This window comes from Microbacterium sp. STN6 (assembly GCF_026410545.1).
Classification (GTDB): Bacteria; Actinomycetota; Actinomycetes; order Actinomycetales; family Microbacteriaceae; genus Root112D2.
The window spans coordinates 676481-696604 of record NZ_JAPMIT010000002.1 but is presented as its reverse complement, the minus strand read 5'-3'; the positions used below and the strand labels follow the sequence as shown (position 1 = coordinate 696604).

The 20124-nt window shown below is 68.6% G+C and carries 21 protein-coding genes and 2 tRNA genes; 5 read left to right on the top strand and 18 right to left on the bottom strand.

Features of this window, described 5'->3' with window-relative positions:
* Positions 1-87: 87 nt before the first annotated feature.
* On the bottom strand, positions 88-1782 hold the full coding sequence (locus OSC27_RS08685; RefSeq protein WP_267181039.1) for a bifunctional 3'-5' exonuclease/DNA polymerase: 1695 nt from the start codon (positions 1780-1782) through the stop codon (positions 88-90).
* Positions 1783-1885: 103 nt separating this feature from the next.
* On the opposite strand from OSC27_RS08685, the gene OSC27_RS08680 reads away from it, so the two are divergent.
* Both OSC27_RS08680 and OSC27_RS08675 read left to right on the top strand, forming a co-directional pair.
* On the top strand, positions 1886-2212 hold the full coding sequence (locus tag OSC27_RS08680) for a 4-fold beta flower protein (RefSeq protein WP_267181038.1): 327 nt from the start codon (positions 1886-1888) through the stop codon (positions 2210-2212).
* Positions 2213-2304: 92 nt separating this feature from the next.
* Positions 2305-3006, top strand: coding sequence for a helix-turn-helix transcriptional regulator (locus tag OSC27_RS08675; protein WP_267181037.1), 702 nt, complete (start codon positions 2305-2307; stop codon positions 3004-3006).
* A 104-nt stretch (positions 3007-3110) separates the two neighbouring features.
* Here OSC27_RS08675 and OSC27_RS08670 read toward each other — a convergent pair whose 3' ends face one another.
* The 7 genes from OSC27_RS08670 to OSC27_RS08640 form a co-directional block, all read right to left on the bottom strand.
* Positions 3111-4790, bottom strand: a complete 1680-nt coding sequence (locus tag OSC27_RS08670) for a sensor histidine kinase (protein WP_267181035.1) — start codon at positions 4788-4790, stop codon at positions 3111-3113.
* 65 nt (positions 4791-4855) lie between these two features.
* A complete protein-coding gene (locus OSC27_RS08665; RefSeq protein ID WP_267181034.1) occupies positions 4856-5257 on the bottom strand; it encodes a response regulator in 402 nt (133 codons plus the stop codon).
* On the bottom strand, positions 5254-5634 hold the full coding sequence (locus OSC27_RS08660) for a response regulator (RefSeq protein WP_267181033.1): 381 nt from the start codon (positions 5632-5634) through the stop codon (positions 5254-5256). The genes OSC27_RS08665 and OSC27_RS08660 overlap by 4 nt, the downstream gene beginning before the upstream one ends.
* The gene (locus OSC27_RS08655; protein WP_267181032.1) at positions 5631-6641 is read right to left on the bottom strand and encodes a response regulator; all 1011 of its coding nucleotides are present in this window, start codon (positions 6639-6641) and stop codon (positions 5631-5633) included. The genes OSC27_RS08660 and OSC27_RS08655 overlap by 4 nt, the downstream gene beginning before the upstream one ends.
* Positions 6642-6775: 134 nt before the next feature.
* Positions 6776-6849, bottom strand: a tRNA-Ile gene (locus tag OSC27_RS08650).
* The gene (locus OSC27_RS08645) at positions 6840-8084 is read right to left on the bottom strand and encodes a glycosyltransferase (protein WP_267181031.1); all 1245 of its coding nucleotides are present in this window, start codon (positions 8082-8084) and stop codon (positions 6840-6842) included. The genes OSC27_RS08650 and OSC27_RS08645 overlap by 10 nt, the downstream gene beginning before the upstream one ends.
* A gap of 151 nt (positions 8085-8235) precedes the next feature.
* Complete coding sequence (locus tag OSC27_RS08640) at positions 8236-9132, bottom strand: DMT family transporter (protein WP_267181173.1); 897 nt, start codon at positions 9130-9132, stop codon at positions 8236-8238.
* A 65-nt stretch (positions 9133-9197) separates the two neighbouring features.
* Between OSC27_RS08640 and def the strand changes: the two genes are divergently transcribed.
* The gene (gene def, locus OSC27_RS08635) at positions 9198-9764 is read left to right on the top strand and encodes a peptide deformylase (protein WP_267181030.1); all 567 of its coding nucleotides are present in this window, start codon (positions 9198-9200) and stop codon (positions 9762-9764) included.
* Between the two features lie 59 nt (positions 9765-9823).
* Here def and OSC27_RS08630 read toward each other — a convergent pair whose 3' ends face one another.
* From OSC27_RS08630 to OSC27_RS08615, 4 genes are all read right to left on the bottom strand, one after another.
* Positions 9824-10735 carry a sensor histidine kinase gene (locus OSC27_RS08630; protein ID WP_267181029.1) on the bottom strand — a complete coding sequence of 304 codons (912 nt, stop codon included), beginning with the start codon at positions 10733-10735 and terminating at the stop codon, positions 9824-9826.
* 71 nt (positions 10736-10806) lie between these two features.
* Positions 10807-11160 (bottom strand): SHOCT domain-containing protein, encoded by a 354-nt coding sequence (locus tag OSC27_RS08625; RefSeq protein WP_267181028.1) that lies wholly within the window; start codon positions 11158-11160, stop codon positions 10807-10809.
* A gap of 147 nt (positions 11161-11307) precedes the next feature.
* The gene (locus OSC27_RS08620; protein ID WP_267181027.1) at positions 11308-11970 is read right to left on the bottom strand and encodes a response regulator transcription factor; all 663 of its coding nucleotides are present in this window, start codon (positions 11968-11970) and stop codon (positions 11308-11310) included.
* Positions 11967-13163 carry a sensor histidine kinase gene (locus OSC27_RS08615; protein ID WP_267181026.1) on the bottom strand — a complete coding sequence of 399 codons (1197 nt, stop codon included), beginning with the start codon at positions 13161-13163 and terminating at the stop codon, positions 11967-11969. The genes OSC27_RS08620 and OSC27_RS08615 overlap by 4 nt, the downstream gene beginning before the upstream one ends.
* Positions 13164-13277: 114 nt before the next feature.
* Between OSC27_RS08615 and OSC27_RS08610 the strand changes: the two genes are divergently transcribed.
* Together OSC27_RS08610 and OSC27_RS08605 are read left to right on the top strand one after the other, a co-directional pair.
* Positions 13278-13601 carry an ArsR/SmtB family transcription factor gene (locus tag OSC27_RS08610; protein ID WP_267181025.1) on the top strand — a complete coding sequence of 108 codons (324 nt, stop codon included), beginning with the start codon at positions 13278-13280 and terminating at the stop codon, positions 13599-13601.
* A complete protein-coding gene (locus OSC27_RS08605; RefSeq protein ID WP_267181024.1) occupies positions 13598-14080 on the top strand; it encodes an SRPBCC family protein in 483 nt (160 codons plus the stop codon). The genes OSC27_RS08610 and OSC27_RS08605 overlap by 4 nt, the downstream gene beginning before the upstream one ends.
* Before the next feature lie 51 nt (positions 14081-14131).
* On the opposite strand, the gene OSC27_RS08600 is transcribed toward OSC27_RS08605, so the two are convergent.
* The 6 genes from OSC27_RS08600 to OSC27_RS08575 form a co-directional block, all read right to left on the bottom strand.
* Positions 14132-14204, bottom strand: a tRNA-Asn gene (locus OSC27_RS08600).
* A gap of 127 nt (positions 14205-14331) precedes the next feature.
* Positions 14332-15339, bottom strand: a complete 1008-nt coding sequence (locus OSC27_RS08595; RefSeq protein WP_267181023.1) for an NAD(P)-dependent oxidoreductase — start codon at positions 15337-15339, stop codon at positions 14332-14334.
* Positions 15336-16193, bottom strand: coding sequence for an ATP-binding cassette domain-containing protein (locus tag OSC27_RS08590; protein ID WP_267181022.1), 858 nt, complete (start codon positions 16191-16193; stop codon positions 15336-15338). The genes OSC27_RS08595 and OSC27_RS08590 overlap by 4 nt, the downstream gene beginning before the upstream one ends.
* Positions 16190-17881 carry a dipeptide ABC transporter ATP-binding protein gene (locus OSC27_RS08585; RefSeq protein ID WP_267181021.1) on the bottom strand — a complete coding sequence of 564 codons (1692 nt, stop codon included), beginning with the start codon at positions 17879-17881 and terminating at the stop codon, positions 16190-16192. The genes OSC27_RS08590 and OSC27_RS08585 overlap by 4 nt, the downstream gene beginning before the upstream one ends.
* On the bottom strand, positions 17878-18942 hold the full coding sequence (locus tag OSC27_RS08580) for an ABC transporter permease (RefSeq protein WP_267181020.1): 1065 nt from the start codon (positions 18940-18942) through the stop codon (positions 17878-17880). Before OSC27_RS08580 ends, OSC27_RS08585 begins: the two co-directional genes overlap by 4 nt.
* A gap of 2 nt (positions 18943-18944) precedes the next feature.
* A complete protein-coding gene (locus tag OSC27_RS08575) occupies positions 18945-20054 on the bottom strand; it encodes an ABC transporter permease (RefSeq protein ID WP_267181019.1) in 1110 nt (369 codons plus the stop codon).
* Positions 20055-20124: the final 70 nt, after the last annotated feature.

Here is a 20124-nt window from a genome sequence, read left to right as displayed (position 1 = left end):
GGCCACCGACATCGGACAACTCGACACGCATGGTCATGGCGGCACGGCCTGGGTCGTCACGGATCGCGGTCGTGCTCGAGCCAGCCGCTATTTGGCGTCGGCGTACGAATCGACGATCGCGGTAGTCACCGGGAACTCGACGGGGAAGCCACCGAAGAGCAGCCTGCCCGCCGCAGCCGCGCACTGTGAAACCGCTTCGGCCACTCGGTCGGCCAGAACCTCCGGGGTGTGCACCATGACCTCGTCGTGCAGAAAGTACACCAGATGCGGCCCCTGCTCGACGGGCGTACCGGCCGGCACCATGTCGGCCAGCCGCATGCGCAACTGCGCCATCCAGCACAGCGCCCACTCGGCCGCGCTCGACTGCACGATGAAGTTGCGGGTGAAACGCCCCCACTCCCTGGCCTGGCTGCGGGCGCGGCGCTCGTCGTCGGGCCTCGACGATTCAACGGATGCCCGAGACTGCGCCTCGACCCACTTCGCGCCGGGCCGCGGTGAACTTCGCCCCAGTCTCGAGGTCACGACGTCACCTCGCTCACCGGCGCGGGCCGCCTGCTCTACGAGGCGGATCGCCCGGGGAAACGCGCGTGTGAGCGCCGGCATGAGCCGAGCGCTCTCCCCCGTGGTCGCCCCGTACATGGCGCCGAGCATTGCCACCTTCGCGTGCGCGCGCTCGGCGACCGCCCCGCTTTCGACGATTCCCGTGTAGAGGTCGCGTCCACGCCCCGCGGCCGCCATCGCCTCGTCGCTGGCGAGCCCGGCGAGCACGCGGGGTTCGAGCTGGGCCGCGTCGGCGACCACGAGCTTCCAGCCCTCGTCGGCGACGACCGCGTGCCTCACCTGTTTGGGCAGCTGCAGCGCTCCCCCGCCCCGCGCCGCCCAGCGACCCGTGACGACGCCGCCTGGCATGTACTCCGCGTGGAAGCGACCGCCCTGCACCCACGCATCCTGCCAGGCCCACCCGTTCGCGCTGAGCAGGCGGGCACGCTTCTTGTACTCCAGCAGCGGAGCGATGGCGGGGTGTTCCAGCTTCTTCAGCTCCCATGAGCGGGTGCTGGTGGCGTTGAGCCCGGCTACGCGCAGTGCCTTCAGCACCTCGGCCGGCGAGTCGGGGTTCAGCTGCGGCGCGCCGAGCGCAGTGCGCACCTCGTTCGCGAGCGACTCCACCTTCACCGGCCTCTCACCCGCTCGCGGCCGTGGCCCGAGCGTGTCGGCGAGGAACGCCTCATGTACCTCGTGCCGCCACGGCAGCCCCGCGTGCCGCAGCTCGGCGGCGACGAGCGCACCCGCCGATTCCGCCGTGAGCAGCAGCTGCAGGCGCGCGGGCTGGGATGCGCCGGCAACGGCGGAACACTGGGCGGCGAATTCAGCGACCGGATCGAGCGTGCCCGCGGCATCCGTCATCTCGGCGGCATCGTCGACCTCGAACAGCGCCTCGTGCCCGCCGATGGGCTCGGCGCCCGCGGGCGAAAGCGCATCCCACCGACATGGGGGTGCCAGGGCCAGCTCAGAGCCTGCGCTCAGTGACGAGTGGCGCAGGATTGCGTGGCACAGCCGCAGGTCGACGCAGCGGCCGACCCGCACTCCCTGGCGCAGCAGCGCCGGGTACCACGCGGTCGTGTCGTGCCAGACCCAGCGGATGTCGCCGCGCTCCTCGTCGCGCACGTACGCCGCGAACGTGGCCGCCGGCACCCGCCGCGCCTCGCCGGTCGGCGCGCCTCGCTCACTGACGCGGGTCGCCTCAATGACGCCTCCGGGAGCCGCCGCGACACAAATGAGCACTCCCTCATTCTCACCGCACCGGCCGACATTCTTGATTTCGGCCGATAATGCGAGGATGATTCAGTTAACTGTGAGGCAGGAGATGAGAGGGCGGACCCGAACCGTGATCACACACCTCTATGACCTCGCGGGCAACTGGATTGCTTTTCGCACGACGTTCGACGGTAAATACCTGTTCGACACGAATGGCGAATGGCTCGGCTGGTTCCCGTGGGGAGATGAAGACGCCGTCGACCGTGACGGCGAATACCTCGGCACTGTCGTTGAGAACAGGCTGCTGCGTTACCGCGAGCCGCACTACCGCGTGAACCCCGGATACCCGGGGGCGCCCATCTACCCGGGCCACGTCGGGTATCCCGGCTCCGTCGGGTACTTCGGCAGCGCGTTCGACTACGTCGACGTGCCGATCGAGAACCTGGTGCCAGCCTGACCCTGAGGGCCGGGCGCAGCATCCGTCTACCTCGTCGCCGCAATGCGACGATTCGCTCGCGCGCTTTAACCGGAAGCGGCTAGTCTTAATCAATGACAACCGTGAGCAATAGCGAGAGCCAGCATGCAGCCCTCGCCTCACGCACCCGGCGCGAGATTCTCGAGGCGATCGCGGCATCGCCGACACCCCTCGGTGCGCTGGAGATCGCCGACAGCATGCGCCTGCACGTGACCACCGTGCGATTCCACCTCGACCAGCTCGAAGCCGCGAACCTCATTCGCCGCAACATCGAGCGTGAGGGCCGACGCGGTCGACCCCGCGTGGTGTATGCGGCAGCAGCGGTTCACCACGAGCGCCAGGCCAACCGTCAGCTCATCGACGTGCTCGCCGGCGCCCTCGCCTCAGACGCCGACGGCGGCAAGTCCCGCGCCATCGACGCCGGGCGCGACTGGGCCGAACACCTGCTGGCAGGCGCAGAGCAGGCAGCGCAGAGCGACGACCGCGACGCCCTGGCTCCGCTCATGGGCGTGCTCGACAGTGTGGGCTTCGAGCCCGAGCTGGACGCGCAGCCGCCTCTGCCCGCCCCGGGCGAGAGCGCGGGTCGCGCCATTCGTCTGCTCGCGTGCCCGTTCCGCGAGGCGGCTCTCGATCACCCGGCGGTAGTCTGTTCCGTGCACCGCGGTCTCATTCGGGGCACGCTTGAGCATTTCGGGAACGACGTGGATGATGCGTCGCTGAAGCCGTTCGTGCAGCCAGAGCTGTGCGCGGTGACGCTGCGCGGGGCGCTCGGATAGGGTTTCGAGACGCCGGCTTCGCCGGCTCCTCAACCCACAAGGGCACGCCTCAACCCACAAGGGCACGCCTCAACCCACAAGGGCACGCCTCAACCCACGGCAGGCTATTCGACGAGGGCGCCGACCGCGAGCGGGAGCGTCATCTCGAAGGTCGTGCCGACGCCCTCCTCGCTTCGCACCGCCATCTCCCCGCCATGGGCGTGGACGATTGCGCGCGTGATCACGAGGCCGAGGCCGACTCCCGGCACGGCGTTCTTTGTCGCAGTGGTCGCACGGAAGAACCGACCGAAGAGCTTGTCGAGCTCGTCCGCGGGAATGCCGATGCCGGTGTCGGAAACCGAGATGCAGGCGTTGCCCGCATCCGTCGAGATGCCCACGGTGACGGTGCCGCCCCGGGGGGTGAACTTGACGGCGTTCGAGATGAGGTTGTCGAGCGCCTGGCCCAGGCGCACGCTGTCGCCCGCGAGCACGATCTTCTCCGGGATTCCGTCGCCTTCAACCGTGACGCCGGCGTTCGCGGCGACCGGACGCGACGTCTCGATCGACGCGCGAATGATCGCCGACATGTCGACCTCGCTCTTGTCGACCCGGAACTTGCCGGAGTCAACCTGCGCTGTGAAGAGAAGGTCACCCACGAGGCGAAGCAGCCGGTTGGCGTTGCGCTCGGCGACGCTCAGGTACTGCAACTGGTTCGACGACAGCTCGGTCTCGTCGTCGTCGCGCATGAGTTCGAGGTAGCCGAGGATCGAGCTGAGGGGCGTTCGCAGTTCGTGCGAGATGAGCCCGATGAACTCGTCCTTCAGCCGGTTGACCTCACGCTCACGAGTCAGGTCACGGCCGATGAACAGGTACCCGACGGGAACGCCGGAGTCGTCCATGCGCGGCGTCACCGAAAGGTGCACGGGGAACGTGCTGCCGTCGGCGCGGACGTAGGTCCACTCGCCGGCGTCGGGGTCGCCCTGTCGCGCCCGGTCGATCAGGGCCGCGAAGCGGGGGTTTGCAACGGTCTCCCACAGCGGGAAATCAAGCGCCTCGGCGCGTTCGTCAAGCTCGGTCGTGAGGTGAAATTCCTCGATATACCGTGCCTCCGCGAGCGGGTCGATGTGCGCGCCGAGGATGCGTGTGGCACCGCGGTTCCACACGTCGATGAGGCCAGTAAGGTCGGTACCGACGACGATCTGCTCGGTCGCTGCCTCCCACACGTTGCGCATCAGGCCCTCGAGCTCGCGAAGATGCGCTTCACTTGCCGCGAGGGCACGGGTGTGGTCCCGGGTCTCGTCGAGCATCTCTTCGCGTTCTGCCGCGAGCTGCCTCATCGAATCGAGCCGATATCGTGCCTGACGCGACACCTCATTGACGATAGCCGCCGCGAGACCGAAGGTGACCGGGCTAATAATCGCTCGCAGCCATTCCGAGGGATCGTGCAGCAAATTCTCGCCCACGATGAGCGGGAGGAAGAGCGCGATCGCGGTGCCGATCATCGCGTAAAGCGCGTTCTGTCTGCCGTCCTCCATGGCGAACCAGATCACCGGCAGGATCACGTACGCCGCGAACGCCGATCCGGGACCTCCTGTTCCATAGCGCAGGAATCCGAGCGCGATGAAATCGACGGAGGGAACGATGAGCGCAAAATGCCAGAGCGATGGCCGAGTTGAGAAGATCGCGGCAAGAACGGTTGCGGCGGCGGCGAGAAAGCCGCTGACCACGAACGAGTACAGTTCGTGAACGACAAGGCCGCTCTCGAGCGCTCCGAGCGTGATCGCGATCACAAACATCGCGGCCATTGGCGCCTGTTTCGCGAGCGGCGAGACCTCACCCAGCGTGTAACGGTGAGTGAGAGATCCGAGGGTCACACCGACGCCTCATCCTGCCTGGCGAACTGCGACAGCCTTTCGCTCAGGCCTCGAGGGCTGAACGGCTTGATGAGGTACTCGTCGGCTCCCGCCTCGTACCCGATCGCCTGATCGCGTTCCGACACGGCAGCGGACAGCAGCAGGATGCGCGTGCGATCGAGTGTCTCGTCCGCCTTGATCAACCGGGTGACGTCGATACCTGTCATACCGGGCATCGCCACATCGAGCAGCACGATGTCCGGCTTCGCCTCGCGGATCGCCGCCCAGGCGCTCTCGCCGTCGCCGAGTGCATCGACGAGTTCGAGGCCGGCACGTTTGGTCGCAATCGAGACGAGGGCCCGGATATCCGGGTCGTCGTCGGCGATCACGATGCGCAGGGATGATTCGGGTTCATTCATGGCGCCACCCATCTTGGGACACATCGCATCAGGACATCGCGAACACTCGCTCGGCTGACCGGTTTGGGTAGCACGGCCTTCGACTGCGGGTAGTCGCGTGAATCGAGCACCGACGTGATGGCGACCGCGGTGTGCGGGCGCTCCAGACGCATGCGCTCGGTGAGTGCCCAGCCGTTCATGCCGGGCAGGATCAGGTCGATGACGGCGAGGTCGTGCTCCGCCGTCGCGTACGCCTCGATCGCGTCTTCGGCGGATGCGGCCAGCGTGACCTCGCAGCCCGCGTGCTCGAAATGCGCCTTCAGCAGAACGCGCAGGTCTTCGCTGTCATCGACGACGAGCACCTTCACCTTCTCGTCTGCAGCGGTGGCCGCGCTCATGCGACGTCGGCCGCATCGCGTATGAGCTCGAGCGGCTCGCAGAACGTTCCCGTGCCGAACCGGGACCAGTAGCGCGCCACGGCCTTCACGAACCCGCCTTCGAGATATCGAGGGCGCTTCTCCGCGGTGGCGAAGCAGTCGAGCATGGCGGCCTTCACGTCAATGTGGCCGTCAATCGACACGAATCGGCTGGGCCGGAAGTCGACGGTCGCCGTCGACGACTGGTAGCACGCAAGCGTGCGCACACTGCCGCACGCCTCGAGCGCGGCCTCGTGCACGGCGCGGTGATCGGGGCTGCGGTCGTTGCGGCTGTGCACGTACACGGTCGTGGGCGACAGCTCCTCGACGACGCGGCGGATGACGCCCAGGGTCGGCTCGGTGGGCGTGAGTGCCTTCTCCTCGCTGTCCTCGAGAACGAGCGTCGCGCCGATGATCTCGGCGGATGCCGAGCCCTCGTTCCACGCCACGCGGATGCCGCCGACGCGGTCGCCCTTGGAGAGCGTGAGGATCGTGACCTGGTCCCCGGCGGCGCGATGGGCGGCGAGGATGCCGCCGACGCCGATCTCGACGTCGTTGGGGTGCGCACCGATGGCCAGAACGACTTCGCCAGCCCCGACCCGAGCGCGCTCGGCGCGCGCGGCATCCGCGAGTCGGCTCACGTGGGCGACGAGGTCGGCCGAGGAGACGGGCTTGGTGAGGAACTCGTCTGCCTGGTTGCGTAGCGCCGTGACGGCATACTCGACGGAGACGTGTGCGGTCATGACGATGACGGGCGTGCCGGGCTGCTGCGTGCGGATCTCAGCGATGAGATCGAGGCCGGATGCGCCGGGCATCTCGATGTCGGTGATGACGACATCAGGGCGCAGTTTCTCGACGGCCGCGCGTACGAGCGACGGGTCGGAGAGCGCGAGAACCTCGCATCCGATGCGCTTCTCGAGCACCGTCTTGGTATAGAGAGCGACGTCGAGATCGTCCTCGATGACGAGGACGCGGTACGGCTCGGACATTCATACTCCCTGTGGACCTGACAGAACTACATCTGTACTGTAGAGGGCTTCAGAGCCGATGTGGAGAGGCGACGCGCCCCCAATGGTGGTGTGATGCGGGCGTTGCACCTCGCCTGCGCGAGCCTTCGAACCGGTAGGGCGGACGGGACTTGAACCCGTGACCGGCGGATTATGAGTCCGATGCTCTAACCAGCTGAGCTACCGCCCCTTGCGCCGCTCGTCGGCGGCCGTGGTGGGCGATTCCGTCTCCGGGTCCACCACCGGCTCACCACGATACAGGCTTTCGAACGTCGACAGCGTGGTCTGGATATCGTGCGCGGAGACGATGCGCAGCGACGCCCGCTTCATGGCCTCAAGCTGGTCAGCGGGCGCACGGAACACCTGCTCGAGCTTCGCCGCGAGCTCGGCCGCGTCACCCGGGGTGAACAGGTAGCCGTTCTCGCCGTCGTGCACGAGGTGCGGCAGCGCCATGGCATTTGCGGCGACGACGGGCAGCCCGCTCGCCATCGCCTCCATCGTGACGATCGACTGCAGCTCGGCGATCGAGGGCATGGCGAGCACCGTCGCCCGGGTATATGCCGCCCGAAGCTCCTGCTCGGTCACGTACCCGGCGAACGTGACCCGATCGCCGAGCCCCAGTGTCTCCGACAGGTGCTCGAGATTCTTCTTCTGGTCGCCGCCGCCCACGATCTCGAGCTTCGCGTCGAGCTCACGCGGCAGCAACGCCATGGCGTGCAGCAGCACGTCGATCTGCTTCTCGCCCGTCACCCGGCCGACGAAGATGACTCGGTTCTCGCTTCGCGGCGAGAAGTCGGCGGTGTACTTGTCTGCGTCGATGCCGCACGAGATGGCGTGCACGCCTTTCAGGCCCGTGTACTTCTCCAGGAACTCCGCCGCCTTCTTCGTCGGCGACGTGACCGCCTCGGCCCGGGCGAAGCTGCGCCGGGCCGCACGCCAGGCGAGCCCGATCGCCCATTCCTGCATGGGCTTGGGGATGCCCGTGAACTCGAGCATGTTCTCTGGCATGAAGTGGTTGGTTCCGATGATGCGGATGCCGCGCTTCTCCGCCTCGACCGAGAGCCCCCGCCCGGTGACGATGTGGGACTGGAAGTGCACCACGTCCGGCTTGACCGCGTCGAGGATGCGTGCGCTGTTCTGCTTGATGCGCCACGGGAGAGCGAAGCGAAGCCAGTCGTGCGGGTACCAGCGCCAGCTGCGCAGGCGATGCGCCGTGACCGTCTGGCCCTCGTACGTCTCCTTCCAGGTGCCGTGCTTGCGGGATGCGGCGGGCGCGACGACGTGCACGTCGTGCCCGCGTGCCGCCATCCCCGCCGCCAGCCTCTCGGCGAAGCGGGCGGCACCATTCACGTCGGGCGAGAAGGTGTCGGCGCCGATGACGATGGTCAGAGGCCTGTTGCTGTCGGGGCCGCGCGAGTCGGTCAAGAGGCGTGTTCCCTACGTGTCGTGGACGTGTGTGCCGCCGGCGTCGAATGCCCGGCTCGGTGACCTCGCTGCCACCCGATCGGGGTGTGCAGAATGTCGCGGCTCAGTCTATGCCGTGGGGCCCGAGGGGCGCTGATTGCGGCCGCGCGCGTCACTTCACCTGTGGATGGTGCTTGGCGAGCAGGAACACGCCCCAGATGGCGAGCAGGCCGGCAACGACGAAGACGATCGAGGCCCAGAGCGGGGCCTGCGTTGCCTCGTTCAGAATGACGATGCCGATGGTCACGGCCACGAGGGGGTCGATCACGGTGAGGCCCGCGATCACCAGGTCTGGTGGGCCGGAGGCGTACGCGTTCTGCACGAAGTAGGCGCCGGCGACGACGCCGAGAAGGATTCCGAGAATGCACAGCACGAGCATCCAGCTGCCGTCGCCGTGCGTGACGCGCGAGATGACGACCTTGGCGAGCGTGGCGACGAAACCATAGAGCACGCCGGCACCGACGATGTACATGACGGCCTTGAATCGGTGGCGAAGCGTGACGAAGAGCACGCCGAACAGAATGAGCACACCGAGGAGGATCAGCAGCACCTCGACGAGCGCGTCGTCGCTCACGACGACATCACGCGCCGTGAACGCCGCGGTGAAGACGAACACACCCACGCCACCGACGCAGAGGCAGATGGCGATGATGGAGTTGCGGTTGAGCCGGATGCGGCTGACGCGCGCGTTCACGATGGCCGTCAGCACCAGCGAGACCGCCCCGAGCGGCTGCACGACGATGAGCGGCGTGGGAACGAGGGCGGCGAGCTGGAACACGATGGCGAGCCCGAGCATGAGTGTGCCGATGACCCACGATGGCCTCGCGAGCAGCAGCCGCAGCTGGCCGACGTTCAGGCCGCCGTCGCTCGCCGCCGTGTTCTCGCCCACCCGCGCCACGCCGCGATGCTGCAGCTGGGCGCCGATCGAGAGGAAGACTGCGCCGATGAGCGCGATGGGGATGCCGAGGAACTGACTCGCCTCGAGCGGCTGAATGGTCAGATCGGCCAACGCCTGCCCCCATTGCCCGTTCACGTGAGAACCCTACCGAGATTCTGGCCGATATTCTTGAGCGCATGGCCGTGCTTCCGATCCTCATCTCCGGCGACCCCGTGCTGCACCAGCGTGCAGCGGAGGTCACGGAGTTCGACGACGACCTGAAGAGGCTCGTCGCCGACATGAACGACACGATGCACGCCGCCCCCGGCGTCGGGCTCGCCGGGCCGCAGGTGGGCGTGCCGCTGCGCCTGTTCGTGTACGGCTGGAGCGACGACGACGAGGTGCGGCACGAGGGTGTCGCGATCAACCCCGAACTGTGGATCAGCCCGGTACCGACCGGTGCGGCCGACGAGGAGGACGAGGCGGAAGGGTGCCTGTCGTTCCCCGGCGAAAGGTTCGCGCTGCGACGCGCGGAACGCGCCATCCTCACCGCCGTCGATGAGGACGGCGAGCCGTTCGAGGTGCACGCCGAGGGCTGGCTGGCCCGCATCTTCCAGCACGAGTACGACCACCTCGACGGCGTGATCTACGTAGACCGGCTCGAGTACCCGCTCGCCAAGGCGGCCGCGAAGGCCGCACGCAAGAACGGATGGGGCGCCGAGGGCAACAGCTGGCTGCCGGGCCGGGACCACCTGGAGGACTGAGGCACTCGAGGCTCGTCCCAGCGGCCTCGTCTTAGCGCCCTCGTCTCAGTGCCCTCGTCTCAGCGGCTCAGGTCGACCCCATGCACGCCGTTGTGGAAGCGCAGCGTGGGGAACGCCACCGACACCGTGAAGCCCACGCCGGGAACCGGGTGCGCGTCGAGCGCTCCCCCGAACAGCGCCGCGCGTTCGCGCATCTCGGTGATGCCTGCCCCGGTGATGGACTCGGTGAGCGCCTTGAAGTCGTCGTCGATCGTGTACTGCGTCTCGCGGTTGATCTCCTCGCGATCGAGGCCGCGTCGGCGCGCCGCCGACCGGATGCCGTCGTCGTCGACGCCCAACTGCAGCCCCTCCCGCGTCCACGTGAAGCCGACGCGCACACGGGTGCCGGTGCCGCCATGCTTGAGCGCGTTCTCGAGCGTGCCCTGAAGAATGCGAAACACCGCGAGCTCCGCGCCGCGGCGCAGCGTGAAGCGTTCGCCCGTCTCCTCGAAGCTGATCTCCAGCCCCGCCTCCCGCATCACCTGGAACAGGTCCTGCGCCGACTGAAGCGACGGACGCGGTGCCGAGATCTGCTCCCCCTCACGCGCCACCGTCAGCACGCGGCGCATGTCGCCGAGAGCCACCCGACCGCGCTCCACCAGGGCAGCGGATGCGCGAATCCCCGCCTCGGGGTCGCTCTCGCCGGCGTACCTGGCGCCCTCCGCCTGCGTGATCAGCCGCGAGAGCGACTGCACGGCCACATCCTGCAGCTCGCGGATGATGCGCAGCCGACCCTGCTGCTCGGCCAGGTCGAGCTCGCGGTCGATGCGCGTCCACTCCGTCTCGGTGCGGTCGTCGGCCAGGCGGCGGCGGGCGTGCCGGGCGTGCAGCCACAGCACAAGGAACAACACGGTCGTCACGAGCAGGGCGGTCGCGGCGATGACGAGACCGATCATAAGGGCGCCCGAGTTCTCCTGCAGCCAGCCGTTCACGAACGTCTCCTCCCGGGCGTGGCCAGAGGCCTGTTCCCGAGAGGAGACTCTACCGCGTGCCGCTGACGGTGCTATTCGCCCGACGGCCGGTTGGCGCGCAGCACCTCGAGCCTCGCTCGGTACTCGACCTCGTCGATGTCGCCGTGGGCGAAGCGCTCGGCGAGCGTCTGCTCTGCCGAGCGCGTGGGGTCGTGCGGCCGTCCGTCACCGCGGCCGTAGCCGACGCCCGGGCCGAAGCCGGGCCCGTACCCCGGGCCGAAGGCCCGCATCCGCCTGCGAGAAATGAAGGTGAAGAGCAGCACGAAGAACGCGATCCAGAACAGGGGGATCACGAGGAAGAGCCAGCCGAATCCGCCCGCCCAGGGACCGCCCCAGTGGGCGACGGCAACGGCCGGTGCGATGGCTGATGAGAATGCGGTGAGCATGAGGATCCTCTCGTCGGTGACGGGCGCCACTGTCGCGCCCTCAGAACGAGAATCGCGGATGCGGGGCGGCGCCGAATCTGCCGCCGGGAGTGAATGCGGCTAAGCCCGGCGGAGTAGCCGGCGCGGTGGCCGGCCGCCCGCCGTGGGCTACCGCCAGCCCGGTGTCACGAGCCCGGTCTCGTACGCGACCACGACGAGATGCACCCTGTCGCGGGCGCCCAACTTCGTCATGATGCGCGACACGTGCGTCTTGGCGGTCAGCGGGCTGAGAAACAGCGCCACGCCGATCTCCGTGTTGGTGAGGCCCTGGCCGACGAGGCGCAGCACCTCCACCTCGCGCGGCGTCAGCGCCTCGAGCACGCTCGTCTGCTGGGGCTGCCGGATGCCGTCGGAGACACGCGCCAGCAGGCGCCGGGTCACGCCAGGCGACAGCAGCGCGTCGCCCGCCGCCACGACCCGCACCGCGCGGATCAGCTCGGTCGGCTCGGTGTCCTTCACCAGGAAGCCGCTGGCGCCCGCCAGGATCGCCTGCACGACATAGTCGTCGAGCTCGAAGGTCGTGACGATCACGATGTGGGTCGCGGCGAGCTGCGGGTCGCCGACGAGCTGCTCGGTGGCCCACAGCCCGTCGCCCTCCGGCATGCGGATATCCATGAGAACGACATCCGGATGCTCGGAGCGGGTCACGGCGACCGCGGTCTCCCCTGTCGCGGCCTCCCCCACGACCTCGATGTCGGTCTCGGATTCCAGGAGCGCGCGAAAGCCAGCACGCACGAGCTGCTGGTCGTCGGCCAGTACGACGCGGATCATGCGCCGAAGCCGTCGTCGCGGGTGCGTGGTCGCGAGGGGATGCGCGCGTGCACCCGGAACCCGCCGTTGTCGCCGCGCCCGGCTTCCAGGGTTCCCCCGAAGAGCTCGGCACGCTCGCGCATGCCGAGCAACCCGCGGCCTTCTCTGCCGCCGGTCGGGGGCCCGCCGCCATGGTCGATGATGGTGGCCTCGTACCAGCCATCCGCTGCTGCCAGCACGACCTCGGCGCGGCCGGTGGCCGCGTGCCGGGCGGTGTTCGTCAGGGACTCCTGCACGATGCGGTAGAGAACGAGCTGCGCCGCGGGCGGCACGTCGTCGCCCAGTTCGTTGAGCACACTCACGGTGAGCCCGGTGGAGGCGAACGATTCCACGAGCGCCGGCAGCGATGCAAGGCCCGGCCCGGGCGTACGGGTTGGCGAGGTGCCTTCCTCGCGAAGGAAGCCGAGCACGCCGCGCACTTCGTCGAGCGCCTGTCTGCTCGTGGTCTTGATCGACTCGAGGCTCTCTTTCGCGCGCTCGGGCTGGCTGTCGAAGAGATGCAGGCCCACACCGGCCTGCACGCTGATCTGCGAGAGGGAATGCGCGAGCACGTCGTGCAGTTCTCGGGCGATGCGCACGCGCTCGGCCTCTGCTTCGCTCTGACGCTGGACGGCGATGCGGCGCGAGATCTCGCGGAAGCGCTCACGCCGTGTGCGGATCGCCTCGCCGATGCCGACGAGAAGCGAGAGGACGAGGACGATGGCCAGCACGCGCACGATCGACAGCCGGGCCCCGGAGACGGCCATCACGACGAGAGGCTCCGCCACAGCGAGCGAGGCGATGGTCACCCACACGGCCAGCCGGAGGCCGTGCACGACCGCGATCACGATGGCGATAGCCAGCGGCAATGCCGGCGCCGGCGGCCCGCCCACCAGCGCGATGGCGGGCAGGATCATGACGGCGATCGTCGCGAGCACCGTGACGGGCCTGCGCCGAACGAAGAGAAGCGCGAACGACGCCGCGAAGGCCAGCACGAGCGCGAGCACGACCGGCAGCGGGGCGTGCCGCGCTCCCGCGATCACCAGCGCCGGCAGCTGCGCCACGGCCGCGACGACCGCCGGGATCCAGCGCTGAACGCGGCGCCGCCGCTGCCGTTCCTCCGCGCCGTGCGGCTGACCGGCGCCAGCCCACGGCGGCTCGGGGTTCATCGGCATCCCCCAATGCTAGCCAGCGACGACGCGCCCGGCGTGGGCCCGGGGAACCGACGGCGGGTACTCCCGTCGGAGTAGGCCTTGACACACCTCATGGTAAGGGCTAACTTACCGTTCGTGGACACTTACCAAACCGATCGCGGCTGGGAAGCTCTGGGCGATCGAACCAGACGCAGCATTATCGAATGCCTGGCCGAGCGGCCGAGACCCGTCGGTGAACTCGCCGCTGAGCTGCCGGTCAGTCGTCCCGCTGTGTCTCAGCACCTGAAAGTGCTGAAGGATGCCGGGCTGGTCATCGAGCGTGCGGTCGGTACCCGTCGCATCTATCGGCTCAATCCGGTGGGGGTAAGCGCGCTGCGTGACCAGCTCGACACCTTCTGGGACCGGGCGCTGATCGCATACAAGAGTGTCGTCGAACAACCAACCAAGGAGAGATCATGACCAAGACAGCAACCGCGGTCGTCCGCAGGGAGATCGTGGTTGACGCACCGATCGAGCGCGCCTTTACAGTCTTCACCGAACGATTCGGCGACTTCAAACCGCCCGAGCACAACCTGCTCGACGTGCCGATCGCCGAGACCGTGTTCGACCCGAAGGTCGGCGGCTACATCTGTGATCGGGGCGTCGACGGCAGCGAGTGCCGATGGGCTCGCGTCCTCGCGTACGAACCACCTGATCGTGTCGTGTTCAGCTGGGATATCGGACCGCAATGGCAGCTCGAGACAGACCATGAGGCCACCAGCGAGGTCGAAGTGCGATTTGTCGCCGAAGCGCCGCAGCGCACCCGCGTCGAGCTGGAACACCGCAACATCGACCGGCACGGCCCCGGCTGGGAAGCCGTCAGCAACGGCATCGCGAACGACGCCGGCTGGCCGCTGTACCTCGCCCGCTTCGCCGCCCTGGCCGAGAAGGCCAGCTGACGCAGAGAACAAGAAAGCCCCCAACTTCCGCAGAAGTTGGGGGCTTTTTCGCTCCCCGACTTGGACTCGAACCAAGAACCTGCCGGTTAACAGCCGGCTGCTCTGCCAATTGAGCTATCGAGGAATGCGTGTTCAGCGTAGCAACTTTATCAAAGGATTTCGCCTCGCCAAATCGGCGGCGACCCGCCGAGCGGCGCGTCGGGCGCGCACGGTGATCAACGGGCGGACGGGGCCGCACGGCCCCGCATCCGTCAGTACCCGGCGACGGGGTCGACGATGCCGACGAACCGGCCGTCTCCGAGCAGCGCTTCGACGTTGAGTTGGATGCGCTCGGCCAGCAGAGGCGCGGTCATGTCCGGCGTGTCGGCACTGTGCGGCGTGATGATGCATGCGGGCTCACTCCACAGCGGGTGGCCGTCGGGCAGGGGCTCCGGGTCGGTGACATCGAGGCCCGCCCCGGCGATGCGGCCGTCGTCCAGCGCGCGAACGAGCGCGGCAGTGTCGACGAGGCTGCCACGGGCGATGTTGACGAGCACGGCATCCTGCCTCATTGCCGCGAGCTCGCGCTCGCCGATCAGCTGTGCCGTCGCATCGGTGGCCGCCGCCGCCACGATGACGACGTCGGCATCGGCAAGCGCCTCGCGCAGGCGGTCGACCTGGACCGTCACGTCGGCGCCGTCGACCGGCGACGCGCTGCGGCGCACCACCGTCGTCGTCACGTCGAAGGGCGTAAGCAGGCGCAGCAGCTCAAGAGCGATGCCGCCCGCGCCGATGATGGTGACATTCAGCCGGTACAGCGACCGGCCCTCGGCCACCGTGCTCCAGCTGCGGGCGCGCACGCGGGTCGGAATCACCCTCAGCAGCGCGAGGGCGAGCGTGAGCGCGTGTTCGGCGACCGGCTCGGCATACGCGCCCTTCGCGCTCGTCCACACGAGCCCGGGCCGCGCCTCGGCCGCGATGACGTCGGCGAACGCGTCGACTCCCGCCCACGGCAGCTGCACCCAGCCGATCCCGGGGTGCGAGCGCAGCGCCTCGGCGAGTTGCTCCGGATGCTTCGACGACAGCCAGATCAGCCCTCGCGTGCGCTCGGAGAGCTCCTCGACAACGCCGCCACCGGCAGCGACCGCGTCGGCGAACGCCTCCTTTGGTCTGGGCAGCAGCGCGATGGGGCCGGCCTCGGGCCGCTCGCCTTCCGGCAGAGCGACCGCCGGCGCGGAGAGCACGGCACGATGCTGGCGAGAGGATCGGTGAATCGTCATGCTTCGATCCTGCCACCGTCGTCGGCGCTCGGCCCCGGCGCGAAGGCGCGAGCGAGTGAGGCGACATACGGATGCGGCGGGTCCCGCAGCAGCTCATCGAGCGGCCCGAGCCCCACCAGGCGCCCCGCCTGCAGCACCGCGACACGCGAGGTGACCGATCGCAGCAGCGGCGCATCCTGACTCACAAGGATCGCAGAGAACCCGTTCTGACGACCGAGCGTGGCCAGCACGTCGATGACGGCCTGCCGCACCGTGACATCGATGCCGGTGGTGGGTTCGTCGGCGATGAGCAGGTCAGGGCCGAGAACCAGTGCACGGGCAAGCGCGACGCGCTGGCGCTGCCCCGCGCTCAACTCGTAGGGAAACGACGAGAGCAGGCCGAGCGGAAGCAGCACGGCCTCGAGCAGAGCCGCGACGCGCTGGCCGGCGGCCCGGCGGTTGTAGTGCCGGTCCCGCTCGAAGATCGGATCGGCGACGATCTCGCCGATCGTGCGGTCCGCGGGCAGCGTCGCGGCGGCATCCTGGGCGAGGTAACCCACATGGAAGGTGAGGCGGGCCCTCGAGCGGGCGCTGAGACGACGCAGCCGGAAGCCGCAGACGGTCGCGTCGCCGCCTGTGATGCGCGCGTTGACCGCTCGGCCTCCGCCATCGGCCCGCCCGGCGAGCAGGCGCGCAAGCGTGCTCTTGCCCGAGCCGGATTCGCCCAGAACCCCGAGCGTCTCCCCCGGCTCGAGATCGAAGCTGACTCCGTGCAGCGCGACGCAGGCCGCGCTCGCGCCGTGTGCGGCGTATTCGACAGACAGGTCGCTCACGCCGACGACGGGCTCCTGCTGCGCGGTCGTGGCGTCGGTCATGCCAACGGCGCCCTCAGCTCGTGCAGTCTCTGGCGCCGTTGCGCCTGCACTGCCGGGTCCGGTACCGGGAGCGACGCCAGCAGTCGCTGGGTGTAGCGGTCCTTCGGCGACTCCAGCACCGCCTCGCCCGTGCCCTCCTCAACGAGCCTGCCCTGATACAGCACTCCGATGCGATCGGCGAGAAGGTCGACCACCGCGAGATCGTGGCTGATGAAGAGCGCGGCGAAGCCCAGCTCGCGTTGCAACTCGGCGAAGAGCTCGAGCACGCGGGCCTGAACCGACACGTCGAGCGCCGAGGTGGGCTCGTCGGCGATCAGCAGCTGCGGGTCGAGCGCCAGGGCGCGGGCGAGGCTGGCACGCTGTCGCTGGCCGCCGCTCAGCTCGTGTGGGAACCGCTCGCCGTACGCCCGCGGCAGCTGCACGGCCTCGAGCAGCTCGTCGACCCGCGCACGTGCGGCCTGCGGATCGCGCGCGCGGCCGTGAACGATGAGCGGCTCCGCCACGCATTCCGCGATAGTGAGCAGCGGGTTGAAGCTCGACGCCGGATCCTGGAAGACGAATCCGATGTCCTTGCGAGACTTCCTGAACTCCCGTTCCCGGATTCCGTTCATCTCGTGACCGAGCACCCGAAGGGAGCCGCCGGTCACCCGGGTGAGGCCCGCAATGGCCCGCCCCGTCGTGGTCTTGCCGGATCCGCTCTCACCCACAAGCCCGAGCACCTCGCCGGGCAGAATCTGGAAGCTCACGTCGTCGACGGCGACGAAGCCGGGCCTGCCGAGGCGCCCGGGGTACTGGATGCGCAGGCCCTTCGCCTCGACGACGGGCGCCTGACCGCTCCAGCCCTCGGCACGGGTGTCCGCGCGCTCGCGCGTGATCGCCCGGCCCTGGCCGACGTGCGGCACGGCCGCAAGGAGGCGCTTGGTGTACTCCTCGCGCGGCGCGCTGAACAGGGTGCGCGAGTCGGCCTGCTCAATGACCTTGCCCTGGTACATGACGGCGACGCGGTCGGCGAGGTCCGCGACCACACCCATGTTGTGCGTGATGAGAACGATGGCGGCGCCGAACTCGTCGCGGCATCGGCGCAGCAGGTCGAGGATCTCCGCCTGCACGGTCACGTCGAGCGCCGTGGTCGGCTCGTCGGCCACGATGAGCCCGGGGTTCAGCACGAGCGCCATCGCGATGACGATGCGCTGCTTCTGGCCGCCCGAGAACTGGTGCGGATAGTACTTCACGCGCACCTCGGGCTCGGGAATGCCGACGAGCCGCATCACCTCGATCGCCCGCTCGCGCGCCTCGGAGCGGCTGTAGCTGCCGTGTGCGCGCAGCCCCTCGGCGATCTGCCAGCCCACGGGATAGACGGGGTTCAGCGCGGTCGACGGCTCCTGGAAGACCATGGCGACGTCGCGACCGCGCACCTCGCGCAGGCGTTGCTTGCTCACGGCGATGACGTCGGTGGTGGACTGGTTGTCGCGGCTGGTGAGCAGCACGGCGCCAGACGCCGTCGCCGTCTCGGGCAGCAGGCCCAGGATCGTCTTCGCCGTCACGGTCTTGCCGCTGCCGCTCTCGCCGACGATGGCGAGCACTTCGCCCTCGGCGACCGTCAGACTTACGCCGTCGACGGCCTTGACGGCGCCCGCGTCTGTGGCGAAGGAGACGCCAAGCTCTTCGATCTCGACCACGTTCGTCACGATCGCACCTCGATTCCGTCGTCACCGAGCAATCCTGCGCCCTCCAGCTCGCCGACGCCGCCGGGTGCCGCAAGCGTTCCGCCGGGCACGACGGATGTCTCGGCGACATCCCCCGACGCCTTGGCCACCGCGCGGCGACCCCGCAGGCGCGGGTCAGCGAGGTCGTTGAGGCTCTCGCCGACGAGCGTCACGCCGAGCACGACAAGGACGATGGCGAGGCCGGGGTAGAGCGCGGTCCACCAGATTCCGCTTGTCACGTCGGAGAGCGCCTTGTTCAGGTCGTAACCCCACTCGGATGCCGCGGTCGGCTCGATGCCGAAGCCGAGGAAGCCGAGCCCGGCGAGCGTGAGGATCGCCTCGGACGAGTTGAGCGTGAAGATCAGCGGAAGCGTGCGGGTCGCGTTGCGCAGCACATGCCGGAACATGATGCGCCCGTTGCCTGCCCCCACCACGCGGGCCGATTCCACATAGGCCTCCGCCTTGATGCGCACCGCTTCTGCCCTGATCACGCGGAAGTACTGCGGAATGAAGACGACCGTGATCGAGATGGCCGCCGCTAAGATGCCGCCCCACAGCTTCGACTGGCCGCCGCTGATCACGATCGACATGACGATGGCGAGCAGCAGAGACGGGAACGCGTAGACGGCGTCGCAGACGACCACGAGCACGCGATCGAGCCAGCCGCCGAAGTACCCGGAGACGAGGCCAAGGAAGATGCCGGCGAAGATCGAGAGCACGACCGAGACGACGATGACGCCGAGCGCCGTCTGCGAGCCCCAGACGACCCGCGAGAAGACGTCGTAGCCGCCGACCGTCGTTCCCCAGATGTGCGCGGGGCTGGGCGGCTGCTGGGCGCCGAACGAACCGGAGGCATCGTGCAACTGCGAGAAGCCGTACGGGGCGATCGCCGGCGCGAAGAACGCGGCGATGAGGAAGATGCCGGTGATGGCGAGGCCGGCGAGCAGCATGCCGCGCTGCAGGCCGACGCTCTGCCGCACCTGATGCACCACGGGGATGCGCGAGAGCAGCGGTCGCTTGCGGGAGACGGAGACCGTGGGCATTCTCAGTACCTCACCCTCGGGTCGATGAGCGCGGCGATGATGTCGACCACGAAGTTGGTGACGGCGACGATCACGGCGAGAAGGGCGACCATGCCCTGCACCGCGACGAAGTCGCGCGCCTGCAGGTAATGGGCGAGCTCGAAGCCGAGCCCCTTCCACTCGAAGGTCGTCTCAGTCAGCACGGCGCCGCCGAGCAGCAGCGCGATCTGCAAGCCGATCACGGTGATGATCGGGATCAGCGCCGGCCGGTAGGCGTGCTTGCGCACCAGCCGGAACTCGCCCACCCCGCGTGAGCGGGCCGCATCCACGTAGTCGGTCGACAGCGTGCCGATCACGTTGGTTCTCACGAGACGCAGGAACACGCCGGCCGTGAGCAGGCCGAGCGCCACCGCCGGCAGCACCGCGTGCTGCAGCACGTCGCCCACGACCGCCATGGAACCGGTCTGGAACGCATCGATCAGGTAGATCCCGGTCTTGTGCGGCAGCAGCTCCATCTGCAGCTCCGACCCCGTGGAGGCGCGGCCGGCCACCGGCAGCACGTCGAGCCAGATCGAGAAGATCAGCTTGAGCAGAAGGCCCGCAAAGAACACCGGCGTCGCGTAGCACAGGATCGCGAAGACGCGCAGCGCAGCATCCCTGCCGCGGTCACGGAAGTATGCGGCGACCATGCCGAGCGGAATGCCGACGATGAAGGCCACGATGAGCGAATAGAACGCCAGCTCGAGCGTGGCGCTGCCGTAGTGGGTGAGGATCTCGGTCACGGGCTGGTTGTCGCTGAGGGTCGTGCCGAAGTTGCCCGTGAAGATCTGGCCGAGGTACTCGAAGTACTGCACGAGCAGCGGCCGGTCGTAGCCTGCGGCATGGATGCGCACCGCCAGCTGGTCGGGAGTGAGCCTGCCACCCAGAGCCGCCGTGATGGGGTCGCCGGTCGACCGCATGAGAAAGAAGACCAGGCTGACAAGAATGAAGATCGTCGGCAGGATCAGAACTGCCCTGATGACGATGTATCGCGCGAGACCGCCCGACGAGCGTCGTCTGCGTCTTCTGGCGGATGCCGGAGCCGATGGCTCCGGACCCGTCGGCGCCTTCGCGCCCGTGACCGTCGTTGTCATAACTACCTAACGCTTGAAGACCCCGGGCATCGAGGGGGGCGACCCGCCGAAGCGAGCCGCCCCCTCGTGC